This is a genomic window from uncultured Nostoc sp., assembly GCF_964245445.1.
GTDB lineage: Bacteria > Cyanobacteriota > Cyanobacteriia > Cyanobacteriales > Nostocaceae > Nostoc.
Genome location: NZ_CAXTNE010000023.1, coordinates 1 through 26922, shown reverse-complemented (window position 1 = coordinate 26922; position 26922 = coordinate 1). Strand labels below are relative to the sequence as shown.

At 41.0% G+C, this 26922-nt stretch carries 20 protein-coding genes and 1 pseudogene; 13 read left to right on the top strand and 8 right to left on the bottom strand.

Annotated elements, in window-relative coordinates; genetic code table 11:
- Positions 1-4 precede the first annotated feature (4 nt).
- The 12 genes from ACFE90_RS06440 to ACFE90_RS06385 all read left to right on the top strand — a co-directional run bounded on the left by ACFE90_RS06440 (position 5) and on the right by ACFE90_RS06385 (position 16966).
- A complete protein-coding gene (locus ACFE90_RS06440) occupies positions 5-1318 on the top strand; it encodes an NAD(P)H-dependent oxidoreductase (protein WP_375498815.1) in 1314 nt (437 codons plus the stop codon).
- A 172-nt stretch (positions 1319-1490) separates the two neighbouring features.
- Positions 1491-2591, top strand: coding sequence for a glycosyltransferase (locus ACFE90_RS06435; protein ID WP_375498813.1), 1101 nt, complete (start codon positions 1491-1493; stop codon positions 2589-2591).
- A 299-nt stretch (positions 2592-2890) separates the two neighbouring features.
- A complete protein-coding gene (locus ACFE90_RS06430; RefSeq protein ID WP_375498811.1) occupies positions 2891-5119 on the top strand; it encodes a GumC family protein in 2229 nt (742 codons plus the stop codon).
- A gap of 766 nt (positions 5120-5885) precedes the next feature.
- Entirely contained in the window at positions 5886-6605 is a 720-nt protein-coding gene (gene hepC, locus ACFE90_RS06425) for a heterocyst development glycosyltransferase HepC (protein ID WP_375498809.1), read from the top strand.
- Positions 6606-6719: 114 nt separating this feature from the next.
- On the top strand, positions 6720-8561 hold the full coding sequence (hepA, locus tag ACFE90_RS06420) for a heterocyst formation ABC transporter subunit HepA (protein WP_375498807.1): 1842 nt from the start codon (positions 6720-6722) through the stop codon (positions 8559-8561).
- Positions 8562-8698: 137 nt separating this feature from the next.
- Complete coding sequence (locus ACFE90_RS06415) at positions 8699-9538, top strand: hypothetical protein (protein ID WP_375498805.1); 840 nt, start codon at positions 8699-8701, stop codon at positions 9536-9538.
- Between the two features lie 68 nt (positions 9539-9606).
- A complete protein-coding gene (locus ACFE90_RS06410; RefSeq protein ID WP_375498803.1) occupies positions 9607-10809 on the top strand; it encodes a glycosyltransferase family 4 protein in 1203 nt (400 codons plus the stop codon).
- A 59-nt stretch (positions 10810-10868) separates the two neighbouring features.
- The gene (locus ACFE90_RS06405; protein ID WP_375498801.1) at positions 10869-11861 is read left to right on the top strand and encodes a glycosyltransferase family 2 protein; all 993 of its coding nucleotides are present in this window, start codon (positions 10869-10871) and stop codon (positions 11859-11861) included.
- 303 nt (positions 11862-12164) lie between these two features.
- On the top strand, positions 12165-13367 hold the full coding sequence (locus ACFE90_RS06400; RefSeq protein WP_375498799.1) for a glycosyltransferase family 4 protein: 1203 nt from the start codon (positions 12165-12167) through the stop codon (positions 13365-13367).
- Positions 13285-14217, top strand: coding sequence for a glycosyltransferase family 2 protein (locus ACFE90_RS06395; RefSeq protein WP_375498797.1), 933 nt, complete (start codon positions 13285-13287; stop codon positions 14215-14217). The genes ACFE90_RS06400 and ACFE90_RS06395 overlap by 83 nt, the downstream gene beginning before the upstream one ends.
- 114 nt (positions 14218-14331) lie before the next feature.
- On the top strand, positions 14332-15765 hold the full coding sequence (locus ACFE90_RS06390; protein WP_375498795.1) for an O-antigen ligase domain-containing protein: 1434 nt from the start codon (positions 14332-14334) through the stop codon (positions 15763-15765).
- An 88-nt stretch (positions 15766-15853) separates the two neighbouring features.
- Positions 15854-16966, top strand: a complete 1113-nt coding sequence (locus ACFE90_RS06385; protein WP_375498793.1) for a glycosyltransferase family 4 protein — start codon at positions 15854-15856, stop codon at positions 16964-16966.
- Positions 16967-17133: 167 nt separating this feature from the next.
- On the opposite strand, the gene ACFE90_RS06380 is transcribed toward ACFE90_RS06385, so the two are convergent.
- From ACFE90_RS06380 to ACFE90_RS06355, 6 genes and pseudogenes are all read right to left on the bottom strand, one after another.
- Positions 17134-18144 (bottom strand): SDR family oxidoreductase, encoded by a 1011-nt coding sequence (locus ACFE90_RS06380; RefSeq protein ID WP_375498791.1) that lies wholly within the window; start codon positions 18142-18144, stop codon positions 17134-17136.
- A gap of 12 nt (positions 18145-18156) precedes the next feature.
- On the bottom strand, positions 18157-18552 hold the full coding sequence (locus ACFE90_RS06375) for a beta-ketoacyl synthase N-terminal-like domain-containing protein (RefSeq protein WP_375498789.1): 396 nt from the start codon (positions 18550-18552) through the stop codon (positions 18157-18159).
- Positions 18553-18858: 306 nt separating this feature from the next.
- The gene (locus ACFE90_RS06370) at positions 18859-19026 is read right to left on the bottom strand and encodes a hypothetical protein (protein WP_375498787.1); all 168 of its coding nucleotides are present in this window, start codon (positions 19024-19026) and stop codon (positions 18859-18861) included.
- Between the two features lie 129 nt (positions 19027-19155).
- Positions 19156-19392, bottom strand: a complete 237-nt coding sequence (locus ACFE90_RS06365; RefSeq protein WP_375498785.1) for a hypothetical protein — start codon at positions 19390-19392, stop codon at positions 19156-19158.
- 199 nt (positions 19393-19591) lie between these two features.
- Positions 19592-20266: pseudogene (locus tag ACFE90_RS06360) on the bottom strand (phytoene desaturase family protein); the annotation flags it as partial.
- A 215-nt stretch (positions 20267-20481) separates the two neighbouring features.
- On the bottom strand, positions 20482-22188 hold the full coding sequence (locus ACFE90_RS06355; RefSeq protein ID WP_375498783.1) for a KAP family NTPase: 1707 nt from the start codon (positions 22186-22188) through the stop codon (positions 20482-20484).
- Positions 22189-23221: 1033 nt separating this feature from the next.
- Here ACFE90_RS06355 and ACFE90_RS06350 point away from each other — a divergent pair.
- Positions 23222-24688: an MFS transporter gene (locus ACFE90_RS06350; RefSeq protein WP_375498781.1), complete on the top strand. Its 1467-nt coding sequence runs from the start codon at positions 23222-23224 to the stop codon at positions 24686-24688.
- A 76-nt stretch (positions 24689-24764) separates the two neighbouring features.
- Here the strand turns inward: ACFE90_RS06350 and ACFE90_RS06345 are convergent, their stop codons facing one another.
- Both ACFE90_RS06345 and ACFE90_RS06340 read right to left on the bottom strand, forming a co-directional pair.
- A complete protein-coding gene (locus tag ACFE90_RS06345; RefSeq protein ID WP_375498779.1) occupies positions 24765-25493 on the bottom strand; it encodes a DUF72 domain-containing protein in 729 nt (242 codons plus the stop codon).
- A gap of 57 nt (positions 25494-25550) precedes the next feature.
- On the bottom strand, positions 25551-26819 hold the full coding sequence (locus ACFE90_RS06340; RefSeq protein WP_375498777.1) for an ATP-grasp domain-containing protein: 1269 nt from the start codon (positions 26817-26819) through the stop codon (positions 25551-25553).
- Between the last annotated feature and the right edge of the window lie 103 nt (positions 26820-26922).

Sequence of the window (26922 nt, the reverse complement as noted above, 5' to 3'; positions counted from 1 at the left end):
GTTCATGATTATTATCGATCGCGCCTTACAAACCCGTGCAGCAGCAGGAAATCCTATCAAGGTGGGAATGATTGGTGCTGGTTTTATGGGTCGAGGAATTGCCAACCAAATTGTCAATTCAGTGCCAGGAATGGAGTTAGTTGCTATCTCCAATCGCCAGATTGATGCAGCTAAACAAGCTTATTCGGAAGCAGGAATTGAAGATATTCAAGTTGTTGCAACTGTCAGCGAATTAGAAGATGCGATCGCTAACGGTAAGTATGCAGTCACAGAAGACGCTAAGTTACTGTGTCGGGCTGAGGGCATCGATGCATTAATCGAAGTCACAGGTGCAGTGGAATTTGGCGCTCACATCGTTATGGAAGCGATCGCTCATTGCAAGCATGTGATCATGATGAATGCCGAACTCGATGGCACCATTGGCCCCATCCTGAAAGTCTATGCTGACAAAGCAGGTGTGATTCTCAGCGCCTGTGATGGCGATCAGCCAGGGGTGCAAATGAACCTCTACCGCTTTGTAAAAAGCATTGGTCTAACTCCGTTATTGTGCGGTAACATTAAAGGACTCCAAGACCCCTATCGCAATCCCACCACCCAGGAAGGATTTGCTAAACGTTGGGGTCAAAAGCCCCACATGGTGGCTAGCTTTGCCGACGGAACCAAAATTTCCTTTGAGCAAGCGATCGTTGCCAATGCCACAGGCATGAAAGTCGCCAAACGGGGAATGCTAGGATATGATTTCAACGGTTATGTCGATGAAATGGCCCATATATATGATGTTGAACAACTCAAAGAACTGGGCGGCATTGTCGATTATGTAGTTGGAGCAAAACCTGGCCCAGGCGTATATGTATTTGCCACTCACGACGACCCCAAGCAACAGCACTATCTCAACTTATACAAATTAGGCGAAGGCCCACTTTACAGCTTCTATACTCCTTATCACCTCTGTCATTTTGAAGTTCCCCTGTCCGTAGCGCGTGCTGTCCTATTCGGTGATGCGGTTATGTCTCCACTAGCAGGCCCGCGAGTAGATGTTGTCACCACTGCCAAAATCGACCTGAAAGCAGGAGAAACCCTAGATGGCATCGGTTACTACATGACCTACGGACAATGTGAAAATTCCCCCATCGTCCAACAGCAAAATCTTCTACCAATCGGTTTAGCTGAAGGGTGTCGCCTCAAACGAGATATTTCTAAAGATCAAGTCCTCACATACGAGGATGTAGAATTACCTGAAGGCAGACTCTGCGACCAACTAAGAACTGAGCAAAACACTTATTTCGCCTCAGAAAAAATCTTGGTAGCAGTTGGGTAATAGCTACAAATGAATCGGCTGTAGGGGCGTACAGCTAGTTGTACGCCCCTATATATTTGTCGCAAGAATTTCGTGAAGAGGATAGGAGCTATACTGCCAGACACTAAAGTTGTTGATAATAACTTGCTGGGGAGCGTTGAAATAAACCTGATCGAAACTTTAGGTCAAATTCATGAAAATTGCTCTAGTCCATGATTATTTAACCCAGCGAGGTGGGGCAGAGCGTGTGTTTGAACTGCTTTGTAAGCGCTATCCCGAAGCAGATATTTTCACATCTCTGTACGATCCACAAAAAACTATTGATCTAGGCGATCGCATAGTCAACACAACCTTTTTACAAAAGATACCTGGTGCAGCAAAATATTTCAGGTCAATGGCTCCTCTATATTTTCCTGCCTTTCGTGCCTTGGATCTGCAAGACTACGATTTAATTATTAGCAGTAGCACAAGCTTCGCCAAAGCAGTGCGAAAAAATCCCAATGCCCGCCACATTTGCTTTTGCCATAATGTCACCCGTTTCTTATGGGATACAGCAACTTATTTAAGAGAGTACGGTGACTATAGATATTTTGCTCCTTTAATCGAACAAATATTTCAAGTAATGAGAAAGGTAGACCTGAAATATGCACAGGAGCCTGACCTTTACATTGCTAATTCTAGTGTTGTTGCCCGCCGTATTGAAAATATTTATGGCAAAAAGGCAATGATGGTAAACTATCCAATTGATACTAGTAAATTTCTTTTTTGCGATATAAAAGAAGAATATTATCTGACCTCAGCCCGGATGATCAGCTATAAGCGCCTTGATATAATAGTCGAAGCTTTTAATTGGCTAGGATGGCGATTATTAATATCAGGTGATGGGCCGGAACAAGGACGGTTAAAATCCAAAGCATTAAAAAATATTGAGTTCTTGGGACACGTAAGTGATAGAACCCGCAAAGACTTGTTTTCCAAAGCCAAGTCTATTATTGTCGCAGCCTTAGAAGACTACGGATTAGTTCCAGTAGAGGCTAATGCTAGCGGCACACCAGTTATCGCTTATGGAGCAGGTGGAGTATTAGATACTCAAATACCAGGTGAAACAGGAGTCTTTTTTAAAAGGCAAACACCCGAATCTCTACAAATTGCATTACTAGAAGCCAATGGCATTTCTTGGAATTACGATCGCATCCGTAATCATGCAGTAGCAAACTTTTCAGAGAATGCCTTCTTTAGTAAAGTTGAGCAAATTCTTAATCAAGCTTGTGGCGTGCATCAAATCTTCATTTGAGCAAGTAGTTATTAGTCATTAGTCATTGGTCATTAGTCATTAGTTCTTGTTTTTTGGTATATACCTCACTTTAAATGTGAACAGAAAAACTTTCTAATATCAGACTAATTCAAATCATGTTCTTTATAGGCGTGGTATCTCAAGGAATAATGACTCTTGGTTGCGGTTTGATTTCGTAATCTCTTGCCCCTATAAGATTACCTATTTATTTTTCTCTTTCCTCCTTGGCGGTTCGTAAAACAAATAGGTATTCTTTGGAGAATCTCTTAGCGTAAGTCTTGAAGACAAGGATAATAAAAGTGGTTCAAAGTAGTCTAAATCCTCATATAACTCCAGCTTCTGAAACTGAACCAAGCTACGGACAATTGTTTGCCGTATTTGTGCGAAGATTTCCTTGGTTCCTAGCAGTATTAATTACTTCTATTGCTATTGCAGGCATGGTAACTTTTAAAACCAAACCAACTTATAAAAGTTCCATGCAACTGCTAGTAGAACCTAACTATCAAGGTAAAACAGAAGGGGCGGGGTTAGACAACCAATTTACCGACTCTAATGTAGTTATAGATACTGCAACCCAGCTTAACTTGATGCAGAGTTCGGGACTCATCCAAAAAGCAGTTGATAAACTTCAGTCAGATTATCCAGATATAAGTGTAGCTGAGATTAAATCTTCCTTAGTCTTAACCCAATTAAGGAGCAAAGAAGATAATGTCGCTACTAAAATCTTTCAAGTTGAATACACTGCTGGAGATCCAGAAAAAACACAAAAAGTTCTGGGCGCAATTCGACAAGTTTATGTAGAATATAACAAACAACAACAGGATTCGCGTTTACAAAAAGGTCTGCAAATTATCAGAGAGCAGTTAAGTAAAGCCAGTGAAGAAGTAAACGCGGCTGAGACAAACCTCCAAAGGTTTCGCAGAAATCAGAACTTAATTGATCCAGAGTCACAAGCCAAAGCTATTGAAACAGCTTTAAATAATATTGCCCAAGAAAGACAGACAACTCGTGCCCAGTATGGCGAAGCATTAGCACGCCAAAAATCTTTAGAAGAACAACTTAACCGTTCTCCTCAAAATGCTCTAGTTGCTTCTCGTCTGAGTCAATCTACTCGCTATCAAGGCTTACTAAACGAAATTCAAAAAAGCGAACTGGCATTAGCACAGGAACGCTTACGCTTTACAGATGAAACTCCGAGTGTGCAAAAGCTCAAAGAACAGCTTAAAAGCCAGAAGGAATTATTGCAACAAGAGGTAGGAAGAACTTTAGGCGAAAAGTCTGCTGGTGCATTCACGAATGGAGACTCTCTTCTCGAAAAAGGACAGCTTGGCCAAATTGATCTCAGCCTAGCTGGTCAGCTAGTAGAAACGCAGACAACTATAGTTGCTTTAACTGCTCGCGATCAAACTTTGGCCCAGAAAGAAAACGAGTTGCGTTTTGAAATCAAACGCTTCCCGCCTCTTTTAGCTTATTACAATCGGATGCTACCGCAGTTACAATTTAGTCGTGAAAGGTTAGAGCAGCTTTTAAGAGCAGAACAGCAATTACGGCAAGAACTTTCTAAGGGTGGATTTAATTGGGAAGTTGTGGAAGAACCTCAAAAAGGTGGACAATTAGGCCCCAATCTCCAACAGAACTTGTTGTTAGGTGCTGTGGTTGGGTTTATGTTAGGAGGCATTGTTGCCTTTATTCGAGAATCTGCTGATGATGCAGTTCACACCACTGCTGAGTTGGAGAAGCAAATGGCCATGCCGTTGTTGGGAACAACTCCCAAATTACCGCCAGCCAAACCCAGAGAATCAATGATCAAGTTGCCCTTTGGTAAGCCAGAAGTTCTTGCCCCCTGGACAATTCAGGTATTGCAATCTCCACCGCGTTGGGAATCGCTGGATCTGATTTACAAAAACATTGAACTTTTAAATACTGTTGCTAACTTGAAATCTTTGATGATTACCTCAGCTTTACCTGATGAGGGTAAGTCAGCTTTGGCGTTGGGTTTGGCGATGAGTGCTGCCCGTTTACACAAAAGGGTACTGCTGATTGATGCCAATTTACGCGATCCCAGTCTGCACGAACAACTGAATCTTCCTAATGAACAGGGGCTTTCAACTCTACTGGCTAGTGATGCAACTCTACCCAACCAGATTAGTCTTCAATACTCAGGTTCCGCCTACATCGATATTATGACTGCTGGTCCCAGACCTGCTGACCCAGCTAATCTGTTGAGTTCCCCTCGGATGATGGAATTAATGGCAGCATTTGAGGAAAACTATGATTTGGTACTCATAGACGCTCCCCCAGTTCTCGGTTTGGTGGATGCTATGCTTACCGCATCATCTTGTCGTAGTGTGGTCATGGTGGCAAGTATTGGTATTGTGACGCGAAGTCAGCTTCATCAAGCTACAGCCATGCTGAGTAAGTTAAATCTGATTGGGGTTGTAGCTAATGGGGTCTCAAACTCTAGTAGTAATTACGTACCTTATATCAAACAACAGCAATTAGCTCTGCGCCAAGCTGTAGAAAAATAGTTAGTACGGCTACGATAGATCCCCGACTTATTTAAGGAGTTGGGGCTATTCCTGACAATTCAGGTCATGTGGAAAAGCCCACAAAGACCTAACCCCCTAACCCCCTTCCCGTGTCGGGAAGGGGGAAAATTCAAAGTCTCTCTCCTTTTAGGAGAGAGAAATAGAAGTAAGGTTTTCCAAATACCGTGAAAAGTCAGGATCTATTCATATTAAATACAACACGTAGGGTGGCACAGCTGTGCTACCCTACGTTTTTTATAAACAAAATTTAATTTTATTGCGCTCAGGAAAATTTCAGTATATTTATGCTATCTTTATGGGTTATCAGAGAAATCACTGGCTCTTTAAAGAGTAAATAAAGAATTTATTTGAGCGATCGCTATTTCTACATACTCTTATATTCTAGAGATTAAAGCACCTTCATAAAGGCTAGAAGATAACAGGGGACTGGTTTTGTTAAATATATCGATACAATAAACATCTCGGTGCAATTAAACATCGATATAGATTCATGGGTAATTTGCCTCTACACTTTTCTACTGTCAGTAGTTACCGGAAAATACTGATTGCTCATGAATATTGATAGTAACGTTGATTTGTACACCTCTACACCAGCAGAATTCTGAGTGGCAAATAGCAATAACATATTTTGCCCTCAATTATCTCCAACTTTTTGGACTGACACAAGATTCGGATTTGGGTCTTTGGCATTAATAGCCTTTGATAACGCCTCAGCAATTCACTCCTGTATAAACCCAAAGACATTATGACAACTTCAATAATTCCAACTCTAGAGAATTTATATGATGTAACCCAGGAACACCAAGATAATCATGGGTACTGCACACTCCAATGGCGACGGGGTAAGCTGTTAGTGAAGCCGCTTGGACGAGTTAAACAACCATATTTGCCTTCATTAAATAGTAAGCGATCGCTAGTAGAATGCTTAGAACATTCTCCGGTAAGTTTGGTAAGCATAGATCCCAAACTGGGTGAGGCTTTGCTCAGATTTTGGGCAGATGCATGTGAAGAAGCTCAAAAACCAATATTCCTAAGCATATCCGCTAGCAATAAACTGCCTAACCAACCCTTCAGACAAGTACAGCGACTCATTGATTGGATTGCTGCTTTGGTGTTGCTGCTATTAGTAAGTCCAGTCATGTTGGGATTGGTTGTGTTAATGCAGGTTTACTCGCCAGGGTCAGTTTTTTGTCGTGAGTGGCGTGTTGGAGAACGGGGTAAATTGTTTCGGGCAATGAGGTTTCGCACGCAAAACACCACACCGTTAGGGCGTTGGATGGGTAAATCCAGTCTCAATAATTTGCCCCAGTTATTTAACGTGCTGCGGGGTGACATGAGTTTAACCGGATCTCGTTGTTGGACTTTAGAAGATGCAGTACAGCTAAATAAATTACCAGAAATTAAAGCTTCGTGGGAAGTAGAAGCACAGTCTCACCTGTTACATCTAGATAGCCAAACACTGTAATTTATCTGTGCGGTAATTGATGGTTTCATCTACCGCACTGAGGCTAAAGCAAAAATTGGTTGCGTAGCATCTATACCGGTCTATCTACCTTGCCAAACTATTATTATAAAATCCATGCATTTCCAACTTCCTGATAAACTTCGTAGTTTGCTTAAAGCTTCTAGCTTCTGGCAGGATAACTATTTGATATTGCGAGAATTTAAACACTTTCGCAAGATTGTAATTTTAGCTCTGATATTCTCAATTCTGGCGGCAACTTTTGAAGGTGTAAGTATTGGTTTTTTACTGACATTTTTGCAAAGCTTAACTAGTCCCGACGCTAAACCTGTCCAAACAGGAATAGAATGGTTTGATAATTTAGTATTGGGGGCGAATACATCGGCAATTAATCGCCTATACCGAGTATCTTCGCTGATTTTATTGAGTACTTGGTTACGTGTTGCCTTCAATTATTTTGGACAAGTCTATACTGAATTATCTCAACTGCATTTTGGCGATCGCTTACGTAAGCAAATTTTTGAACAGTTACAATCCTTATCGTTAGGTTACTTTGCCAAAACTCGTTCTGGTGAACTAATTAACACAATAACCACAGAAATTGAAAGGATAAGACAAGGTTTTAGTGGCGCAGCCTTTTTAGTGACTAGGGGAATCACAACTCTTGTCTACTTAATCTCAATGTTTTTGATATCATGGCAACTGACTGTGATTTCAGCATTACTTTTTACACTTTTAGGTGTAGGGTTATCTAATCTGAATGCCAGAGTCAGAGAATCAAGTTTTGGCATGACAACTGCTAATGCTAATTTTACATCAACAGCCATAGAATTTATTAATGGCATTCGCACGGTTCATTCCTGTGGTACTCAAGAATTTGAGCGCCGGCGTTACTACAAAGCTAGTGACAAGGTAGTAAGTACTACAACTAAAGTTGTATTCACTTGGACACTTGTCAAGCCAATTGCCGAAGGGGTAGCTACTACGGTGTTGGTCGGAATGATTATTTTGGCATTCACTAGCCTGGTGAGCAATGGAACGCTACAAGTTGCTTCTTTGCTAACATTTTTCTTTGTGCTATTTCGCTTCATCCCGTTTGTTCAAGATATTAATGGCACACGAGCATTCCTCAATACTCTACATGGCTCGGCAGACAACATTAAAAATTTGCTAAAAAGTGATGATAAAAATTATTTTCAGGATGGAACACTTAAGTTTAAAGCTTTAGAAAGGGCAATAAATTTAGTATCTGTAGATTTTGGCTACGATGACAAAAATATAGTGCTGCATAATATTACTCTAACCATTGAAAAGGGGAAAATGACTGCATTAGTTGGAGCATCTGGTGCTGGAAAAACAACTCTTGCTGATTTAATTCCCCGATTTTACAATGCTACAGAAGGAAATATTTATATCGATGAACTTGATATCCGACTGTTTGAAATTAACTCTTTCCGTCGTCAAATAGCTGTCGTCAGTCAGGATACTTTTATCTTCAATACTGATGTTTGGCAAAATATTGCTTATGGTACTCCCCAAGCCACTAATGAGCAAATTCAAGAAGCTGCTAAACTAGCCAATGCACTGGAATTTATTTTAGAAATGCCCGAAGGTTTTAATACCCAATTGGGAGATCGGGGTGTTAGATTATCTGGAGGACAAAGACAGCGAATTGCTATCGCACGGGCTCTACTAAGGAACCCAGAAATTTTGATTTTGGATGAAGCAACTAGTGCCTTAGATTCTGTATCCGAGCGCTTGATTCAAGATTCATTAGAAAAGCTATCTGTTGGTAGAACAGTAATTGCGATCGCTCACCGTCTTTCTACTATTGCTAAAGCCGATAAAGTCGTAGTGTTGGAAGCAGGGCGGATAGTAGAACAGGGCAAATATCAAGAATTACTCGGACGTAAAGGTAAGCTTTGGGAATATCACCAGATGCAATACTATAATTCGTAATTCGTAATGGGCTACGCCCCGCTACGCTCTAAGCAAAGCTATGCCACAAGCTTTACGTAATTCGTAATTCGTAATTTACAAAATATAAATTACGAATTCATTCCCTACTCAATTATTTATATAACTAGGAAAAATAAATGGTAAATCTAGGCTATCACACGGCTAAAATTCAGGGTAAATTTAATCGCTCCCTATATAAAGCAGCCCTTTCTCAAATTGTTAGCATCCCGATAAAACAAACTCGACAAGTTCCGGTAAGTGTCTATGCCTTATCATGTGAACGCGATTTACCAGAACAAGTAGCAAGTATTCGCTCATTCATTCGTCATGTCGGCATTCCAGATACATTTACTATAGTTTCTGATGGCAGTTACACTGAGTCTAGTTGTAATTTACTCCGCCGCGTCCATCCTTGCGTTAAGGTAATACTTTTACAAAACTTCCTAAGAACGGATTTACCTCAATGTGTTCTTGATTATGCCCAACTGCATCCAATGGGCAGAAAATTGTCGGCATTAATGTCAATTCCTGTTAATGGAACTACGATTTACACTGATTCAGATATTTTGTTTTTCCCCGGCGGGATTGACTTAATTGATTTGAGTAAATCGGACGATAAATATTCTCTTTATCTACCTGATTGTTCTATGTCACTAGATGAGCGAATTATTTATGATGATTCTGATAAATCAAATCCAGTAAATGGTGGTTTTATATTATTTAGGCATGATTTTGACTGGAGTTTTGCTATTGAACGTTTAGCAAATCTTCAAGAAGCTCCTACTTATTTTACCGAACAAACAGTTGTTCATTTGACAATGCACTACAATCATGGTGAGCCTTTATGCACAAAAAAATATGTTCTCAATGTAGAAGATCAGTTTATCTATCCAGATAAATCTGCAAGTAAAAACATTGCTCTCAGGCATTATGTGAGTGATGTAAGACACAAATTCTGGTTTAACGTTGGCATATAAGTTGATGAACTTAAGCCTCTATTTAGATGAGGAATGCAATTAGTAAGAACGTAAAAAAATGGTGGTTAATGCTTAACTCAATCAATGATGCCAAGCGAAATGATGAACAATTGCACAGGGGTATTTTTGAAAAAGACCTGATTTATCAATGCTCCAATTTTGATGTAGGTGAGGGTGGAGGTGTTGAAACTTATTTAGCTTCTCTGTTTGAACATCGACCACCTGAAGTTAGCGATCGCGTGATCAGATCGCTTAATAATGTTGACCAAAGCCAATTTAAGTTGCTGCACCTCCACAGCCCAGATTTACTTTTGCAGCTTACAGGCGAGTGTCCTACGGTTTTCAGCGTTCATAATCACTCATTGTACTGTCCTAGTGGCACGAAGTATTTAGCTGGGCAGCGAACAATCTGCGATCGCAACTTCTCTTACTTAGGTTGTACCTGGGGTAAATTAGCAGATAAATGTGGTACCCGTAAACCGTTAAGAACTCTTAAAGAACTTCAAATTACTCATCAGTTATTAGATGCCTTAAAAAAGGTAAAAATAACTTTTGTTGCTAATAGCGAATACGTGCGTCAAGAGTTGATTAAAAACGGTGTAAACTCTGAGAAGATTGTAACGTTACACTGTGGTATTTCTATACCAAAAATAACAACTGCACCCTTAAGTTTAGATATCCATCAAAATCATAGAATTTTGTTTGTTGGTCGCATTGTTTCTGACAAAGGTTTGGAATGGTTACTTAAAACCTTAATACATACTAATCCGCAGATTAAACTTGATATTGCAGGTGAAGGCTGGGAACGACCACGATTAGAAAGGTTAGCAAATACACTCGGATTAAGTGACCGAATTACTTGGCATGGTTGGTGCGATCGCAACACATTAAATAACCTTTACGAACAGTGTTTTGCAGTCATCTTTCCTAGCGTTTGGCCTGAACCCGCGGGTCTTGTAACTCTAGAAGCATACTCTCGTTATCGACCTGTGATCGGTAGTGCAGTCGGTGGGATTCCAGAACATTTACGAGATGGAGAAACGGGTATTCTTGTTCCAGGCAATGATATCAAAAAGCTGGCTGATGCTATTCATGATTTGTATGGAGATTATCAAAAAAGCCGAAATATGGGCGAACAAGGTCATGCTTTATTAATGAAAGAATTTACCATGAATGCTCATGTAAATAATCTCCAAACAATTTATGCAAAAACAATAGCTGAATTTCCTTCTAGAGCGAAAAAAATATATAGCATTCCTCAAGTGAAATAAGCTTAGTTTGGTATAGCAAATTGTCCATCTTTTACCTATGAAATATAAAGGAACAAACTATGTCATCGTCTCAAGAATATCAACAGCCTTTAGTTAGCGTTATTATCCCCACCTATAATAGACCAGAGTATCTCAAGCAAGCGATCGCTAGCGCTGTTAAACAAACTTATCAAAATATCGAAATTATTGTTTCTGATAATTGTAGTCCAGAAAATCCCCAAGAACTTGTGGCATCTTTTGGTGATTCACGCATTAGATTTTGGCGACATCAGCAAAATGTGGGTATGATTGCTAATCAGCAGCATGGCTTCAAGATGGCGCAAGGTAAATATGTTGCTAGTCTTCATGATGATGATATCTGGAATGAAGATTTTTTAGCAAAGCTACTACCAGCTCTAGAAGCAAATTCTGAGTTAATTCTCGCTTTTTGCGATCAATATATCATAGATGCAGATAGCATAATTAATAATGCTGGAACTGAAGAAAATACACGCGGTTATAAGCGAGACAAACTAGCAAAAGGAATTCATCAACCTTTTTACAAAATTGGATTGGTAGATAAAAGCATACCTACTGCTGCATCTTGTGTGATTCGTAATAATATTATCGATTGGGATAGTATGCCCTCAGAAGTTGGCGGAATGTGGGATTTATATTTAACTTATCTCTGTTGTATATCTGGTTATGGTGCTTACTATTATCCAGAAAGATTGACGCGATATCGTGCCCATGAGCAAACTGACACTATGCTCAGTGGGAGTCGAGATATGCAGGCAAAAATCCGCAAAGCTAAAAGCGAAATGTTTTGTTATCAAGTCTTTATGGAAGACGCTCGTTTACAAGAATTTAAGACTTACTTTCAACAGAAATGGTTAGAAGCTAATACCACTTTAGGAATTGGTTTACTACGAAGTGAACAGATAGCCGCAGCACGTCCTTATTTTTGGCAGGCGTTGAATAAACAAAAATTTGATGTGCGAACTTTAGCGGCGCTAAGTCTTAGTTTTACTCCGCGTTTTTTCGCAGACAAATTAATAGAAATCTCTAAATAGTAGAGCAATTCTGTCTGAGTTTTGTAACATATTTTTTAACGAACCGCATAGACGCAAAGCGGTGAGGGGGTCGCAGTCTTCTCTACGAGACGCTGCGCGAAGGCGGTTCCCGTCGATTGCGTTAGCGCAGCGTTAGCGACGTTAGTCACCCCCGAACCCGATAGCGTAGCGTTAGCGACAAAGGAGCGTCAGGGCTTCCCGCAGGGTAGGACACAAAAGACGCAAAGGACGCAAAGAGAAAGATTATTTTAAATTGTCTCTTTGCGCCTCTCTGTGAGGTTTTATTATTAAGGAAGGTGATAGATGAAGCTCTGTATTGTTACTCATAAAATCAAAAAAGGTGATGGTCAGGGGCGGGTAAATTACGAAGTAGCTCAAGAAGCAATTCGTCGTGGTCATAACCTGACATTATTAGCCAGTGAAGTTGCACCAGAACTAGAAGATAATGGTCAAGTTAATTGGATTAGAATTCCAGTCAAAGACTATCCCACAGAATTTGTGCGGAATTTCATATTTGCTCAAAAAAGCGCAGATTGGTTACGTCAACATCGCTCTAAAATTGATTTAGTTAAAGTCAATGGAGCAATTAATCTGGCTGCGGCTGATGTGAATGCTGTACATTTTGTCCATAGTTCATGGTTGCGATCGCCTGTTCATATTTCCCGCAACCGCCGAGATTTGTATGGTTTCTATCAATGGCTATTTACGGCTTTTAATGCCCGTTGGGAAAAACAGGCTTTCCAAAAAGCGCAGGTTGTCGTAGCGGTATCCGAAAAGGTAGCGCAGGAATTAGTTAACATTGGTGTGCCGCGTTCTCGCATTCGCGTAATTATCAATGGTGTTGATTTAGAAGAGTTTGCTCCTGGCCCAAGCAATTGCCAAAAATTAGGTTTACCGGAGAATGTCACCCTAGCACTGTTCGCTGGAGATATCCGTACACCCAGAAAGAACTTAGATACGGTGCTGCACGCCTTAGCGAAAGTTCCCGATTTACATTTGGTGGTGGTGGGACACACCCAAGGTAGCCCTTTCCCAGAATTAGCAGCATCTTTAGGGTTAAGCGATCGCGTGCATTTTGTAGGATTTCGCCGTGATATCCCCCAAATTATGCAAGCAGTAGATTTATTTGTTTTTCCTTCCCGATACGAAGCTTGCAGCCTCGTATTGTTAGAAGCACTTTCTTCAGGACTGCCAGTAATTACTGCCACAGCCACCGGGGGCGGAGAGTTGGTGACACCAGAATGTGGCATAGTCTTATCCGACTCAGATGATATTGATGCTTTGGCTGTGGCGTTGATTTCCTTGGTGAGCGATCGCCCGTTGATGCAGCAAATGGGCAAAGCAGCTCGCTTTGTGGCAGAACAACATAGCTGGACTATTATGGCACAAACTTATGTGGATCTATTCGAGGAGTTAAGCAAGAATGCGGAACACCGTTCTGATACCGACTTATCGCCGTCCACAAGACCTATCACGCTGCCTTTTGGCGCTACAGGAGCAAACTAAATCGGTTGATCAGGTGATAGTGGTTGTCCGCGATACGGATGCAGAAACTTGGGAATTTCTAGCGCAATTAAACGCGCCCAATCTGCCATTGCATACTGTGAAAGTCACACAACCGGGGGTAGTAGCAGCTCTCAACGCCGGACTAGCAGCAGTGGAAGGTGATATTGTTTCCATTACTGATGATGATGCTGCACCTCACCCAGATTGGTTAGAGCGCATCGCCGCTTACTTTACCTGTGATAGCTGCCTCGGCGGACTTGGCGGGCGTGATTGGATATACCACGGCAGCAAATTAGAAGACGAATCCCGCCCAGTAGTGGGACAGTTGCAATGGTTTGGGCGAGTGATTGGCAACCATCACCTGGGAGTGGGAGAACCCCGTGAAGTCGATATTCTCAAGGGCGTAAACATGAGTTTTCGTACCCAAGCAATCGGACAATTGCGCTTTGACGAGCGGATGCGCGGTACAGGAGCGCAGGTACATTTTGAAATGGCATTCACTCTGACATTAAAACGGGCTGGTTGGAAGATAATTTATGACCCTAATGTTGCTGTAGATCACTATCCAGCACAACGTTTTGATGAAGATCAGCGAAATAATTTTAATGAAATTGCCTTTATTAATTTAGTCCATAATGAAACCTTAATTTTATTAGAGCATTTGCCATTTATCCGCCGGATTGTATTTTTATTCTGGGCAGTAGTTGTAGGTACATGCGATAGCTTGGGTTTCGTCCAATGGCTGAGATTTTTACCTAGCCAAGGACAGTTGGCAGGTAAAAAATTGCTTGCATCCTGGCGTGGACGTTGGCAAGGATATAAACAATTCAAAATTCAAAATTCAAAATGAATTCAATTTCTTCTTAGTTTTAGTTCCCAGTTAGAACCTGGGAATTAAGACGGGTGGGCTGCTGTCTCCAGAGAGCCAGTAATCCAAAATCTAAAATCTAAAATCTAAATTTAAATGAATTCTAGACAGATACTTTTCAATAGTTTTTTACAAGAAACCTATTCTCCTGAAGAGCGATCGCAACAGGGTTGGATGGTGATCGCAGGCTTTATATTACTGACTGTAGCTTGCTATTTTGCTGGTGCTACTGCTGCATTGCGCCTAATTTATCCGGTGATGGCTTTAGTAGTAGCTATATTTTTATACTTGCGGCATCCCATTCTCTACATCAGCTTTACCTGGTGGATCTGGTTTCTCACGCCCTTAGCTACCCGCTTAGTTGACTATCGGGTGGGCTGGGACGCTACCCGTCAGATGCTCATAGCACCCTATTTGGTAGTGTTTGTCACCATCGCAACATTCTTACGACACTTTCCCCGCGCCTTACCTCAAGGGGGCTTACCGTTTGTTTTGGCTTTTATTGGAGTCTTCTATGGCTTTTTAATCGGTCTGATTTATAACCCACCAATCCCTGTAGCACGCGGGCTGATGGATTGGCTCAGTCCGATTATTTTCGCTTTTCACTTATTTATAAACTGGCGAGATTATCCCAGTTATCGCCAGAATATTCAGCGAACATTTCTCTGGTCTGTGTTAATTTTAGGAGCTTATGGCGTATATCAATTCGTCGTTGCTCCTGAGTGGGATAGGTACTGGCTCATACAATCAAAACTATTTATGAGTTCTGGAAACCCTGTACCTTTCGGAATGCGCGTCTGGAGTACATTGCACTCAGTCGGCCCCTTTGGTTCCGTTATGCAAGCTGGGTTGCTGTTGTTATTTACCAGTTCAGGAAACTTAATTTTTCCTGCTTCAGTTGTTGGTTACTTGTCCTTCCTGTTGACACAAGCACGTACTAATTGGGGGGGCTGGCTATTAGGAATAATTATGATCGTGGGTTCAGTCAAAACCCGGATTCAAATGCGCTTAATCATCATAATTGTGGTGATGGCAATTTGTGTTGTGCCATTGACAACCATCGAGCCAATTGCTGGGGTTGTAGCAGCCCGTTTACAAACTTTTTCTAATCTTGAAGAAGATAACAGTTTTAAAGATAGATCGGGAAGTTATGACAAAAACCTTGGTTTAGCCCTTTCTAATGGTTTAGGTAATGGGTTAGGAAATATTTGGAAAGTTAATGAAAAAACTGGTCAAATTGAAGTAGTGGTAATTGATAGTGGCATTTTAGATATGTTTTTCACCCTTGGTTGGTTTGGAGCTATCTTTTATATGGGTGGATTAATTTTCTTAATTATTAGTGTCAGCAGCTATGGGGAAGGTCGTTTCGATAGTTTTATCAGTGCTGCCCGCGCTATTGGTATCAGTTCTTCTGCACAGCTAATTATTGGTAGCGGCATGTTAAGTGTGGCAGGGATGATTCTTTGGGGATTTTTAGCTATGGCTATGGCAGGACATAAATACTATCAACATCAAAAGAATTATGAATAAATACGGAAATATTTGACTGGATGCGAATTATATTTTGTCGTTAGTTAAAAAACAAAATCTTACAACTTAAATAGGATTGATATAGATTATGAAAGCAATTATTGTAATGCCACTAGCCGAGCAACGAGGTGGCGGTGAAATGATGCTTTGGGATTTGGTGCAGCAAGGGCGTAATGCTGGTGTTGATTGGCTGGTGATATTTTTAGAAGACGGCCCGATGGTTGAGCAAGTAAAGTCCCTTGGCATTGATGCGCGAGTTGTAGAAAGTGGACGTTTACGCCAAATCCACCGTTTTATTGCTGCCGTTTTTCGGATAGCTGCGATCGCCCGCCGCGAACGTGCAGATATAATTGTCAATTGGATGTGGATCACGCATATATCTGGAGGTTTGGCGGCGATGCTGGCAGGTTTACCTGCTGTATGGTATCAGCTAGAAGTACCTAGTGACAAAACTTGGTTGGTACGAATCGCTACTTTAATCCCAGCCCGTGCAATTATCACTCTCTCCCAAGATGGCAAGCAAGCACAGGCAGAGATTTGGCCCCACAGACCAACACCTTTGGTTTATCCTGGTGTTGCACTAGACCGATTTGAGCCTAATGCTTTGCCAACTCCAGAAGAAGCACGGCGAAAACTGGGCTTACCTTTACACGGGCCGTTGATTGGAATTGTTGGACGATTGCAACGATGGAAGGGAATGCACGTACTGGTGCAAGCGATGCCCAAAATTTTACAGAAGTATCCTGATGCCCATTGTGTAGTGGTTGGCGGTAAGCACGATTTAGAACCGGATTATGAGGACTTCTTAAAAGCAGAAATTGCAACCTTGGGCTTGAAAAAGCAAGTAATTATGGCTGGGCTACAGCGTAATATCCCGGAGTGGGTGCAGGCAATGGATGTATTCGTCCATGCATCAGATAAAGAGCCGTTTGGAATTGTGATTATTGAGGCGATGGCGCTGGGTAAACCTGTGATTGCTGGTAATGCAGGCGGCCCGACGGAGATTATTACTGATGGCATGAATGGATTATTAACACCTTATGGTGATGCAGAGAAATTAGCGATCGCAATTCTCCGCTATCTTGACGAGCAAGAATTTGCCCAAAGTGCCGGAGTAGCTGCCAGACAACGCGCCCTCGATTTCTCAACGCAGAATTATGCTCAAAACTTTATTAGTGTACTTCGTTCTGCTAAGGCTTGATCCTCAATACTGGCAAGGGGAGAAGAGAAGCTGTTCTTGAGAGAAGAATTAATTACTGAACAATAACCCTCTTACCTCTCCTTGCCCCCTGCCCCCTGCTCCCCTGCCATCAAAGCGTTCGCGTAGCGTCCCGCAGGGATGGGATCTTTTTTTAATTGGAAGCCCCTTTATCCTTGCTCTTTGAATACTTGAGCTACTAGGAACACCAAAGCTGCTGTACCAGCGATCGCACCCCACTGGAGAACCGGATTTTTATCTAGCCAGTCGGAAACACTAGGTATAACTAAGTGACCATAATCTCCGTTAACTCTGTCGTCTTCAGCAACAGGTTGGTAAAAATTATTTGATGCATCTTCAGACTTAGGCTCAGAAGTATGTAGTAAATTGAAGCCGACGAGCAGTAACAGTGAATCTACTAATGATGGTGAGACGCGCTGTAGCAAATCTAATATTTTAGCTATATCCCCAACCAAAAAGTCACGAGTTCGATGTTCGGCTGTATAGAGGATAGCATCAGCTACAAGTTTAGGCTCGTAGTAAGGTGGTATCCCGGTAGGCTTTACGCCCAATTTCGTCAGACCATTGTTCCAGAAGGGAGTGTTAATCACTGCTGGCTTCACACTTGTGACACTGATAGGCCATTTTTCATGTTGCAACTCAAGGCGCATGGCTTCGATAAAGCCCTCGACCCCGTGCTTGGCTGCCGAGTAAGCACTTTGATAGGGGAGCGATCGCCTACCTTCCATTGAAGAGACATGGATCAATGCCCCCCGTCCCTCACGCTTCAGATGGGGTAGTGCCGCCATTGCACCATACACCTGTCCCATGAGATCGACATCAATGACATGCTTAAACTCTTCTGGTGTTGTATTGTCGAAAGTGGCAAAGATGCCGATAGCAGGGACATGTACCCATGTATCGAGCCGCCCGTAGACTTCCACAGTTTTATCTGCGATCGCCTTTACTTGGTCAAATACTTCCACATCAGCTACGTAATAAGTTGCCTCGCCGCCAAAGCTGCGAATCTCCTCCACTAAAGACTTTAGCTTTAACTCACCGCGAGCGGAGACTACCACTTTTGCCCCGCGTCTAGCAAACTCAAGAGCTGTGATCCGTCCGATACCACTGGAGGCTCCAACGACGGAAACAACCTGCTGATTGATTGGCTTTAATTGCATAAGTGTTACTCCTTAAAAGGGATTGGGTATTAGGGAAGAGGTTACAGATGATAGGGAAGATTCCATGCCTCCAGCAAGTACCATTTCAGCATCACCAGAACGAATTGCACTAACATTGTTAATAGCACTCATCATTCCCGATGAACACACCATATTTACTGCATATCCGTTCACCTTCTGCGGAATTCCAGTTTTAAAAGCTGCTTGACGAGGTAATGACTGTCCATGTCCGGCGTTAAGTACATTACCAAAAATATACAAGTCTAAAGCTTCTCCTGATACTCCCGCTCGTTCCAAGGCTGCACGCATAGCGATCGCACCTAAGTCTACTGGAGACAAATCTGCTAAGACACCTCCAAACCTACCAAGCGGTGTGCATACTGCTGAGACAATATAAGTTTCTTCCATACTTCTCATCACGTTAGTAAATTAAAAATTGAAAATAATAAAATAAATGATAAGTAATTTTTTAAATAAATTCCTATTTATACTCTTGCTAATAATTGTTTTTAATTCAATGATTTCTTTTGCAAAATCCAGTGTATTTCAAAAACAAAGTTAATCTACTTAACAATAATTTACAATAATATTTTCAGCAATAAATCAATCTTTAGAAGTAAATAATGGTATAGTCGTCCACCCAAAGAAAGGACATTACATTAAACAATTTTGTATATTAAAATACAAACATTTGAGAAAGCGAATATTTTATTCTCACGCCTTCAGCCAATCGGCAATCGTTAGCGGTAGGTCTTTTTGAACTTTTATCCAAATATCTGCCAGCACTAACTGATAGTCAAAGCTAGCTTGGGATAGCTGAATTAAGGCATCAAATGTTTTTAGGAGTTGGCTGATTTCACAGGTATGCTGCTGTGTACCCATCAGATTTACTCCGTTATTTTTCCTAAGATAATCTGCACAATAATCGCTATAGGAATTCGTTAAAAATTCTAGATTTAATGCACAGATATAGCAACACCTGTGAAAAACCTTTTTGTTATGAACAAAGTGCTAATTTTCTTTACCATTTGAAGCCTGCGCGAAATCATAAACGCCCCAATATTCAATACCCCGATCGCGTAATATTGGTTCAACGCGATGAATCTCTTCTTCTGAGCCTTCAAGTATGAGCAAATAATAACTCTGCTGGAGGCGATCGCTATAAACTCTGGCTCTGTCTTCGGGTATACCTAAATCGCCTAGTGCCTTCAGTAAATTCTGATTGCTGCGGCTCCCACAGCAACACATGCAACACTATTAACTAATGCTACACCTACAGAACCTGCTGCGAGTACAGCTCCTAAACCAGGAAGTGCCAGACTACTCAAACCAACTAACACGCTACCCCAAGTACTTGCTGCCAGCGCCTCTCTTACTGCTTTGCTTGTATTGACATCATTGACATCTTGATCAGCGATGCGATCGCTTATCTGCGCCTCACCTACGCGATCGCCCCAAAGGACATAGCTTTTTGTGAGGGAGGGGAACTCAGTTCGGCTGAGAGTCTAGCCAGAGGTGCTTTGACAAACTCAGAATCGAAGTACTCGTTAATATTATCTGTGGCACTGCTGAGTAGGGTACGGAGTAAATCAAGGGTTGTGTTAGAGCCACCTAGAAGGGAAAATAAGTCTTGCAGACTATTAAGATTGTAATTACCAGCAATATCAACAATTGATTTAGGTGGTGCATTGAAGAAAGGAGCAATCCCTGTGATAAAGCGCTGCCAAAAATCGGCATATTCAGCGTATTTTTCAGCATCACGCTGACTGTAACGGGCAATTTACGCACAAGTCTTTTCCACCGATTTGTGAGCTAAGAAGTACTTCCCATCTGGATGGGGGCAAAAGGCAACTGGATCGCAGCTAAGATATTCCAAGCCGTACTTATGCAGTTCCAACTCTTGGATGACTGGCCCTAAGAAAATAAACAGATGGTTAATCGCGCAAGGACTAAATTTAAAACCAGGTGCTTCATCGGGCATAAGTTCTTCAGTTGTAGAACCGCCGCCGGGGAGCGATCGCCCTTCTAATAACAGGACGCTGTAACCAGCTTTCAGAAGGTAGCCAGCACAAACTAAGCCATTATGACCAGCGCCAATTATTACAACGTCATACGATTCCATGAGTGCAATGGGAGGATTAAAGTATATTCCCTGATATTAGAAAGTGCTGAAGATATCTAAATCTTTCGTGGGTTATAGAATATTTATATATCTACTAGTAGTATTTTTATCACCAAGAAGTAAATTTATTTTTAACCCACTTTATTGTATGCAACCAAGAAACACTATAAATAAATCCAGATTCTATATTGTTTATAGTTAGTATCAGTTTTTACCTATATGCTGATAGTCATTTCTTCTAGTTCTTTAAGGTGCTGTGCATTCACAAGCCATTTCTCTTCATAGTCAGATTTATCTGTACCATATTGACTTTGTTGCTCTTTTAGTATTGCAATTTCATGATTAATTATTGGTAACGCTCTCCCTTGGGTAATTACTTTTTTTAGCAACTCAAACCGTGATGTTTCATTAATTTGACGCAAGAGTTGCGAGATACAACGACTAATAATAACTTCATTACTAAAAGCAAGAATGCTATTAGATTCATCATCCTGAGATAACAATTGTTCGCTTACATCAAACAATGCTTCTACAACTGAAGGGATGTAATTCACAGGAATTTCTTCAGTGGAATTTTCTAAATGTTCTATAAACACCCTGGCTTGCGTTGTGCCGTTTGGAAGTTTTTGTTTAGTAAGTTCTATCAAATAATTTCTAAATTTGTCTGTATTTTCAACCAAACCAAGGATAATTTTTATCTGAATATTAGACAACTCACCTGCTGATAACGACAGACGAAAGTAAATAGGAAATATTTCTAAACTACACACACGTAGCTGTTCGTGCCATTCCAACTCTTGCTTTTCATCTAGAGAAGCATTACCCAAAATGAATTTTAACTTAGGAAAAAGGTGCATTAGCAGGTTTTTAATAGGCTGCTTGTCTTCATCTCGCAGTTGAGCAATCCAGGTATTCAGAAGATTCTTGAGTTCGTCTATTGAAAGGTTTACCTCTCCTACAAAAATATGAGGATTTTGATGGATTATACTATAAATTTTTGGGCAAAAAACTCGCAAAGACTCAATGGCAAGGAAATCAACAGGGTTTACTTCATCTTTTACTGCTGGATACGTCACCGTTAAAGTATTAATAAAACGAGTAATATCGCGGATGTTAGTAATAAAGTGTTCTATTCCTTGAAAGTAAATATCACCCCAGCGACTTTGGTTGATTTGTTGTTTTGGTGTTTGAGAAAATATATGATCCAGCTTTTCAAAAAGCAGCCTGCGAAGTGAGGTTTTATTAGGAATAGGTAATTCAAAACTCACTTGAATAATTTTTTCTAAGTATGCTTCTTCAGATATTTCTTTAGTATCTGCAACTGTTCTCATTACAATTTCTTTATCAAAAACCAAAAGATAGACAAGATTAGTAAAATTTCGCATTGCCTTAAAAATACGAAATAACTGCTTGATATCTTCCGCAGCCAACCGATCAATATCGTCAATTGTTACAACTATTCGCCGTTGCTGCTGTACTAACGTATCTTCTACTTCTTCTTTTAATTCGGCAGCGTCCTTGTTCTTCTCGTCCAATAATGCTGCTAATGCCTTGCCAGTTTGAGCATAAGGTAGAGGAATGTCTGAAATAATGGCGGCAAAATCAGCTAATCTCTCCTTCAAACCTTTTGGTACGGATGACTCTTTGCTTAAAACGTTTTGTAATTGCTCAAAAAAGCGCCTTGTGATATTTTCGTGTCCAGAGAATAACCAGGGATTAAAAGGAACGATGATTGGTTTGTTTTCCTCTGGCTTTTGCTGAAGATAGTGAACTACAAAGTTTAATAATGTAGATTTGCCAGAGTTCCAAGAACCGTAAACTGCAATAACGAAACCTTCAGGAAAGGTCATTTTACAAATACTGTCCGCTAGATACTTGGCAAAGTTCGCATGTCCTAGTAAATCTTTTTCTGGATCAAGCAAGGAGCTATCTGCCGATATATCGTTAATTTTCGTCTGCGCCATAAAAAATTTTGATTATTCATACTTACTGCGATCGTGGCACATTCCGTAGAATGAGCAATGATACCTCACGATAGAAATTTCCAATGAATAATTTCCTCAAGGCTTATGCAATTGGTTTCATATTAGTTATTTAGCATAGCTGTATATTAGCAGGTTAAATAAATAAACAGCGTATCTTGGAAATTCTATCTCCATGTCATCTAGTAAAATTACTCAAAGAAGTTCAACTTAAACCTCAATCCTGATTATTGGTTATAATTCAGCATTATTTATGTCTATGTGTAGTAGTGCCAGCTAAATTTTAAGATTCCTCTGCAAAGGTATTAATTCTTAAGAGTGAATTTGGGAAATATAAATTATTTTCTCTCCACAAAATATTCATTATCTGCTAAAAATATTTATATAAGGAAGTTTCTAGCGCAATCTCTATAGATAGAATTAAATTTATGTCAATTAATTGGCTTTTTTGATTAGAAGCCCAAGCGCAGCTATATGTCTGTCTTCTCTGCGAAAGTAATCTATAGTCAATACTTACTATGAAGTAGGGCGTGTTTTTAAAGTTTTAGATCCCCCCAACCCTCCGATAAATTGGGGGGCTTTAAAAGACTCTGAATCAAGTCTTTTCAAGGGGATGCGGTCTTGCGGTTTTCTCCCTACAGCCCTTCTACTAAAGTAAAGGAGATGGTGTGTTTCGACTCCGCTCAACATAAATTCGCGTTCGGGCATCCTATAGCAGGCGCTAGCCTCTCCCTTTGGGAGAAGGGAAGACGCCAAGGGGGAACGAGCGTCTGGTGTCTCCTCAAGTAGAGCAAGTGGCTTGGATTTAGGGACATCTAAAAAAAATGAGTAGTTTGAGAACACGCCCTAGCCTTTCGGACAAGTAAGGAATTGCAATGCGTTAAAGCTTATTGATGAAATATTATATAAGTTTTACTTATTGTGGCTAATAGTAGCTATAACAATTTAACTCTTTAAATATTGATTAGATAATATGGTTCAATCCCAAGAAGATGACATTTCAGTAGAAGCTAGTTCTCTTCCCCCTATCCCCATTCAAGAAGTCTCAGAAGATAGGACATTAACGGAGACGGTACTTTTTCCAACTCCGAAACTGTTTTTGAGAATTTCTAAGCTAGAAATTCGCAAAAGCCTTAAAGCGCTAACTTATGAGAGTCTCTTTGCTACGATTTTTTATAGTGTCATCGGCGGTGCGTTGCTCAGTAATTTCTTGCTAGAGTTAGGTGCTGGGCCAGTAGAAATTGGTCTGCTGGCCGCTATCCCTCAGATTGTGAATCTGCTGCAACCACTGGGAGCGTATTTGGTGAACCGAAGTACCAGCTTTCGCTGGTATTTCCTGTGTATTTTCATCCCATCGCGGTTGGTGTGGTTCATTCTTCTGCCAGCGATTGTGTTAGTTACTTCATCTCATCTGGCTGGATACCAAGTAGTGCAGTTGACATTGGCAATTCTCTTGGTAGGTAATATCATTGAAGCTTTCGGTCGTGCGCCTTGGCTTGGGTGGTGTGCTGTGTTAGTACCTCAACGGTTGCGGGGGCGATATTTCGGTTTTCGCAATAGTGTTGTCGGCTTGACTAACCTTGTTGGTGTGCCGTTGCTAGGTTTAGCAGTATCGGTTTGGCCTGGTGGAACACTTGAAGGCTATGGTGCAGTCTTGATTTTAGGAATTTTGCTGGGATTAATCAGTCAAATGTGTCAGTTCTGGATGACCGATGTAAACCCGCAATTTTTAAAAGCCACGGGTTCAGATACATCCCAACCGCAGTCTCAGGGGATAGATTTTAGCTTTCTCAAAGATGCTAATTTTTGCAAGTTTGTACTTTACTTGAGTATTTGGTGCTTTGCTGTTAACATCAGCGCTCCCTTCTTTAACCTCTATATGCTGGATAATCTGGATATAGATATTAGTGTGGTAACGATTTATCACGGTTTAGGAACTGGTGCGAACATGTTAATGCTGCTTTTATGGGGAAAACTAGCCGACCGAATTGGGAATCGCCCTTTACTACTATTAGTGGGAGTTTTGGTGGCGGTGACACCTCTGCTGTGGCTAGGAGTTGGAAGCGATCAAATTTCTTTTTGGATCTGGTTACCTTTGTTGCATATACTAGCTGGCGGGACGTGGGCGGCAATTGATTTGTGTACCAACAATCTGATGATGGGAATATCACCGGTGCGTTATCAATCTAGTTACTTTGCAATCGCAGGTGCAGTTGCTGGTATAACTGGAGCTATAGGTATCACTCTTGGTAGCTTTCTAACAACTCTACCTTTTATCGAAGGTTTGCTGGGGCTGTTTGTTCTCTCAGGCTTACTACGAATGGCTGCACTTGTGTTTTTGGTTTTTGTTCAAGAGCAGCGCTCAGTACCAGTGGGTCAGTTAATGCGAGTCCTGTTTCCCATCAAGCAGTCAACTGATCTGATTGAAGTTGAGGAATAAGTTTTTAACTATTAATAGGGGCAGGGGTTGCCTTTCCTTACCTGCCTCTAATATTAAGTTCAGAGTAACACTTATTTCAACAACATCCCAGCAAAATATACAATTTCTGAGCATCACGAATAGCATGTCCATTCGGATCGTTATTGAAGTACACATAAACGTTAATCCCCTGTGTAAGAAATGAACGGATACGCTCGGCCCATGTAGATAGCTCTTCATCGCTGTAGCCAATATCCCATTGCTCACTGTGCATACGGATATATGTCCAATGAGTAGTTAAACAGACATCAAGAGGAACTGTTGGGCTTACAGGTAGGCAAAGGGCTACACCTGCACTTTCCAATAGTTTGTAAACTTGGGGAACCAACCAGCTTGTGTGGCGGAATTCAACCGTAAATCTTTGTTTTGGGTAAGTTTGAAGTAATTCCAAAAATGGCTGAAGACGCTCAATATTAATATGCCAGGTATGAGGAAATTGAAATAAAATAGGGCCGAGCTTTTCTTGCAATCCAGATGCACGTTCCATCAGACGAGATAGCGGTTCTATCGGGTCTTTTAACTTCTTCATGTGGGTAAGATAGCGGCTACCTTTGACGGCAAAAATAAAATTAGGTGGTGTTTGTTCGCGCCAATTTTCAAACACAGACCGTTCTGGCAAACGATAAAAGGAAAAATTAATTTCAACAGTGGCAAAATGTTGGGCATAAAATGAGAGTTGCTGGTCACTAGGCAGATGTGATGGATAGAAAATATCCATCCAATGTTTATAAACCCAACCACTAGTACCGATTTGCAACTCACTCATTCAGCTGCCTCAGTTACCCTATTTTCTTGTAAACTACTAAGCCAATATTGGTGCTTTTTAAGGAAGCCATTGTAATCCCTTGCTCTGTAATTTACGCTCGATATGCTGCATTTCCTGAATATTTTCTCCAGTAATGATCGCATAAATATCAGTATTGATTTTTCCGTATTTGATCTTCTCTAAAGCCGACAGAATAATTAAATCCTTGCGATCTAGTTCTGGTTTTAAGGTGACTAAAATTGAATCCAATGTTCCTTCCATGCGGTAGTCACTGGAATATTTAGCTACTCCCTTTCCAAGGGACAGTAGGGTATTACGCTGCAAGCACAACGGAGTCGAGCCATTGACTCGGAAATTGGCATCGATTGCATACAATTGTCCGTCTTGATCTTCCAGCACATCAAAGCCAATCATGCCGAAATAACCCTGTTTGTGAGCATACTGACCAACGTTAGCAATCATCTCAAAGAACTTGCTCATGTCAGTGTTGCGGTAGTCAATCAGTCCGCCTAAATAGTTGCCTTCTGGAGTGACGAGTTGGCTGGTAGTACCGATGAGGGTTATCTCTCCTAGTTTATTGACATAGAACTGTACGCAGTAATTCTGCACTTCATTCTTGACGAACTCCGAAACAATAATCGTATCGAGCAACTTAATATCAAGATATTTCCTAATTTCTTCAAGGCAGTAGTTCAAATCGCTGGGACTTTTGATGATATAAGTGCCTTCTCCTGAAAGTCCGTGGGACGTTTTAATTAAGTAGGGGTATTGTGGTAATTGAATGTCTTCGATATTGACTTGGTGCAGATTGTAGCTTTTGTATTTTGGACATTGCACTCCCAATTCGGCTAGGGTTACTTTGCTGAGTAAGCGGTAATGAGTGTCTGGATCAACAGCGTGTTTTTCAGGTTTGAGGTGATCAAAGGGAAATAGAGTGATAAGTTTGTCAAAGCGTTCGCTCTGACTGAGATCATCCAGATAAGTCAAGCGATCCATCATCGACCTATTGGAGTAGCTGAAGCCGAAATGCTCTTGCCAGTATTCAAGCAGCGACTTTGGCGGCGGAATAAGCACAATTCCTGGAATGCGATCGCCTAACACAGCCAGATTTTTCCAAGGTTCTTTCTGACAAATCTTGTCAAAGGAGGTTTTGGTGGCTTCACTACTGCCATCTTGAATAAAATATTTTTTCCGGTTGGGGTAAGCAGCCCAACTGGCAGTTGCAGGGTAATTTAAAATAAACCCATAAGATGCATCTGTGATATCTTCAGCAAACAGATCAGAAAGAGTACTCCCTTGAAAATAATGAAAATCGTATTTTGACATCTACTCCTCCGAGAAACCGCATCCCCTTGTGGATGTGGTTGTTTATATTAAATAAGTTTCCTGGATTTCCAAGTAATATGATGTTCGGACAATTAAGCATAAT

Coding starts and splice junctions, on each gene's coding strand:
- ACFE90_RS06440 (WP_375498815.1), top strand. CDS start 5: ATGATTATTATCGATCGCGCCTTACAAACCCGTGCAGCAGCAGGAAAT.
- ACFE90_RS06435 (WP_375498813.1), top strand. CDS start 1,491: ATGAAAATTGCTCTAGTCCATGATTATTTAACCCAGCGAGGTGGGGCA.
- hepC (WP_375498809.1), top strand. CDS start 5,886: ATGACAACTTCAATAATTCCAACTCTAGAGAATTTATATGATGTAACC.
- hepA (WP_375498807.1), top strand. CDS start 6,720: ATGCATTTCCAACTTCCTGATAAACTTCGTAGTTTGCTTAAAGCTTCT.
- ACFE90_RS06415 (WP_375498805.1), top strand. CDS start 8,699: ATGGTAAATCTAGGCTATCACACGGCTAAAATTCAGGGTAAATTTAAT.
- ACFE90_RS06410 (WP_375498803.1), top strand. CDS start 9,607: ATGCTTAACTCAATCAATGATGCCAAGCGAAATGATGAACAATTGCAC.
- ACFE90_RS06405 (WP_375498801.1), top strand. CDS start 10,869: ATGTCATCGTCTCAAGAATATCAACAGCCTTTAGTTAGCGTTATTATC.
- ACFE90_RS06400 (WP_375498799.1), top strand. CDS start 12,165: ATGAAGCTCTGTATTGTTACTCATAAAATCAAAAAAGGTGATGGTCAG.
- ACFE90_RS06395 (WP_375498797.1), top strand. CDS start 13,285: ATGCGGAACACCGTTCTGATACCGACTTATCGCCGTCCACAAGACCTA.
- ACFE90_RS06390 (WP_375498795.1), top strand. CDS start 14,332: ATGAATTCTAGACAGATACTTTTCAATAGTTTTTTACAAGAAACCTAT.
- ACFE90_RS06385 (WP_375498793.1), top strand. CDS start 15,854: ATGAAAGCAATTATTGTAATGCCACTAGCCGAGCAACGAGGTGGCGGT.
- ACFE90_RS06380 (WP_375498791.1), bottom strand. CDS start 18,144: ATGCAATTAAAGCCAATCAATCAGCAGGTTGTTTCCGTCGTTGGAGCC.
- ACFE90_RS06375 (WP_375498789.1), bottom strand. CDS start 18,552: ATGGAAGAAACTTATATTGTCTCAGCAGTATGCACACCGCTTGGTAGG.
- ACFE90_RS06370 (WP_375498787.1), bottom strand. CDS start 19,026: ATGGGTACACAGCAGCATACCTGTGAAATCAGCCAACTCCTAAAAACA.
- ACFE90_RS06365 (WP_375498785.1), bottom strand. CDS start 19,392: ATGTGTTGCTGTGGGAGCCGCAGCAATCAGAATTTACTGAAGGCACTA.
- ACFE90_RS06350 (WP_375498781.1), top strand. CDS start 23,222: ATGGTTCAATCCCAAGAAGATGACATTTCAGTAGAAGCTAGTTCTCTT.
- ACFE90_RS06345 (WP_375498779.1), bottom strand. CDS start 25,493: ATGAGTGAGTTGCAAATCGGTACTAGTGGTTGGGTTTATAAACATTGG.
- ACFE90_RS06340 (WP_375498777.1), bottom strand. CDS start 26,819: ATGTCAAAATACGATTTTCATTATTTTCAAGGGAGTACTCTTTCTGAT.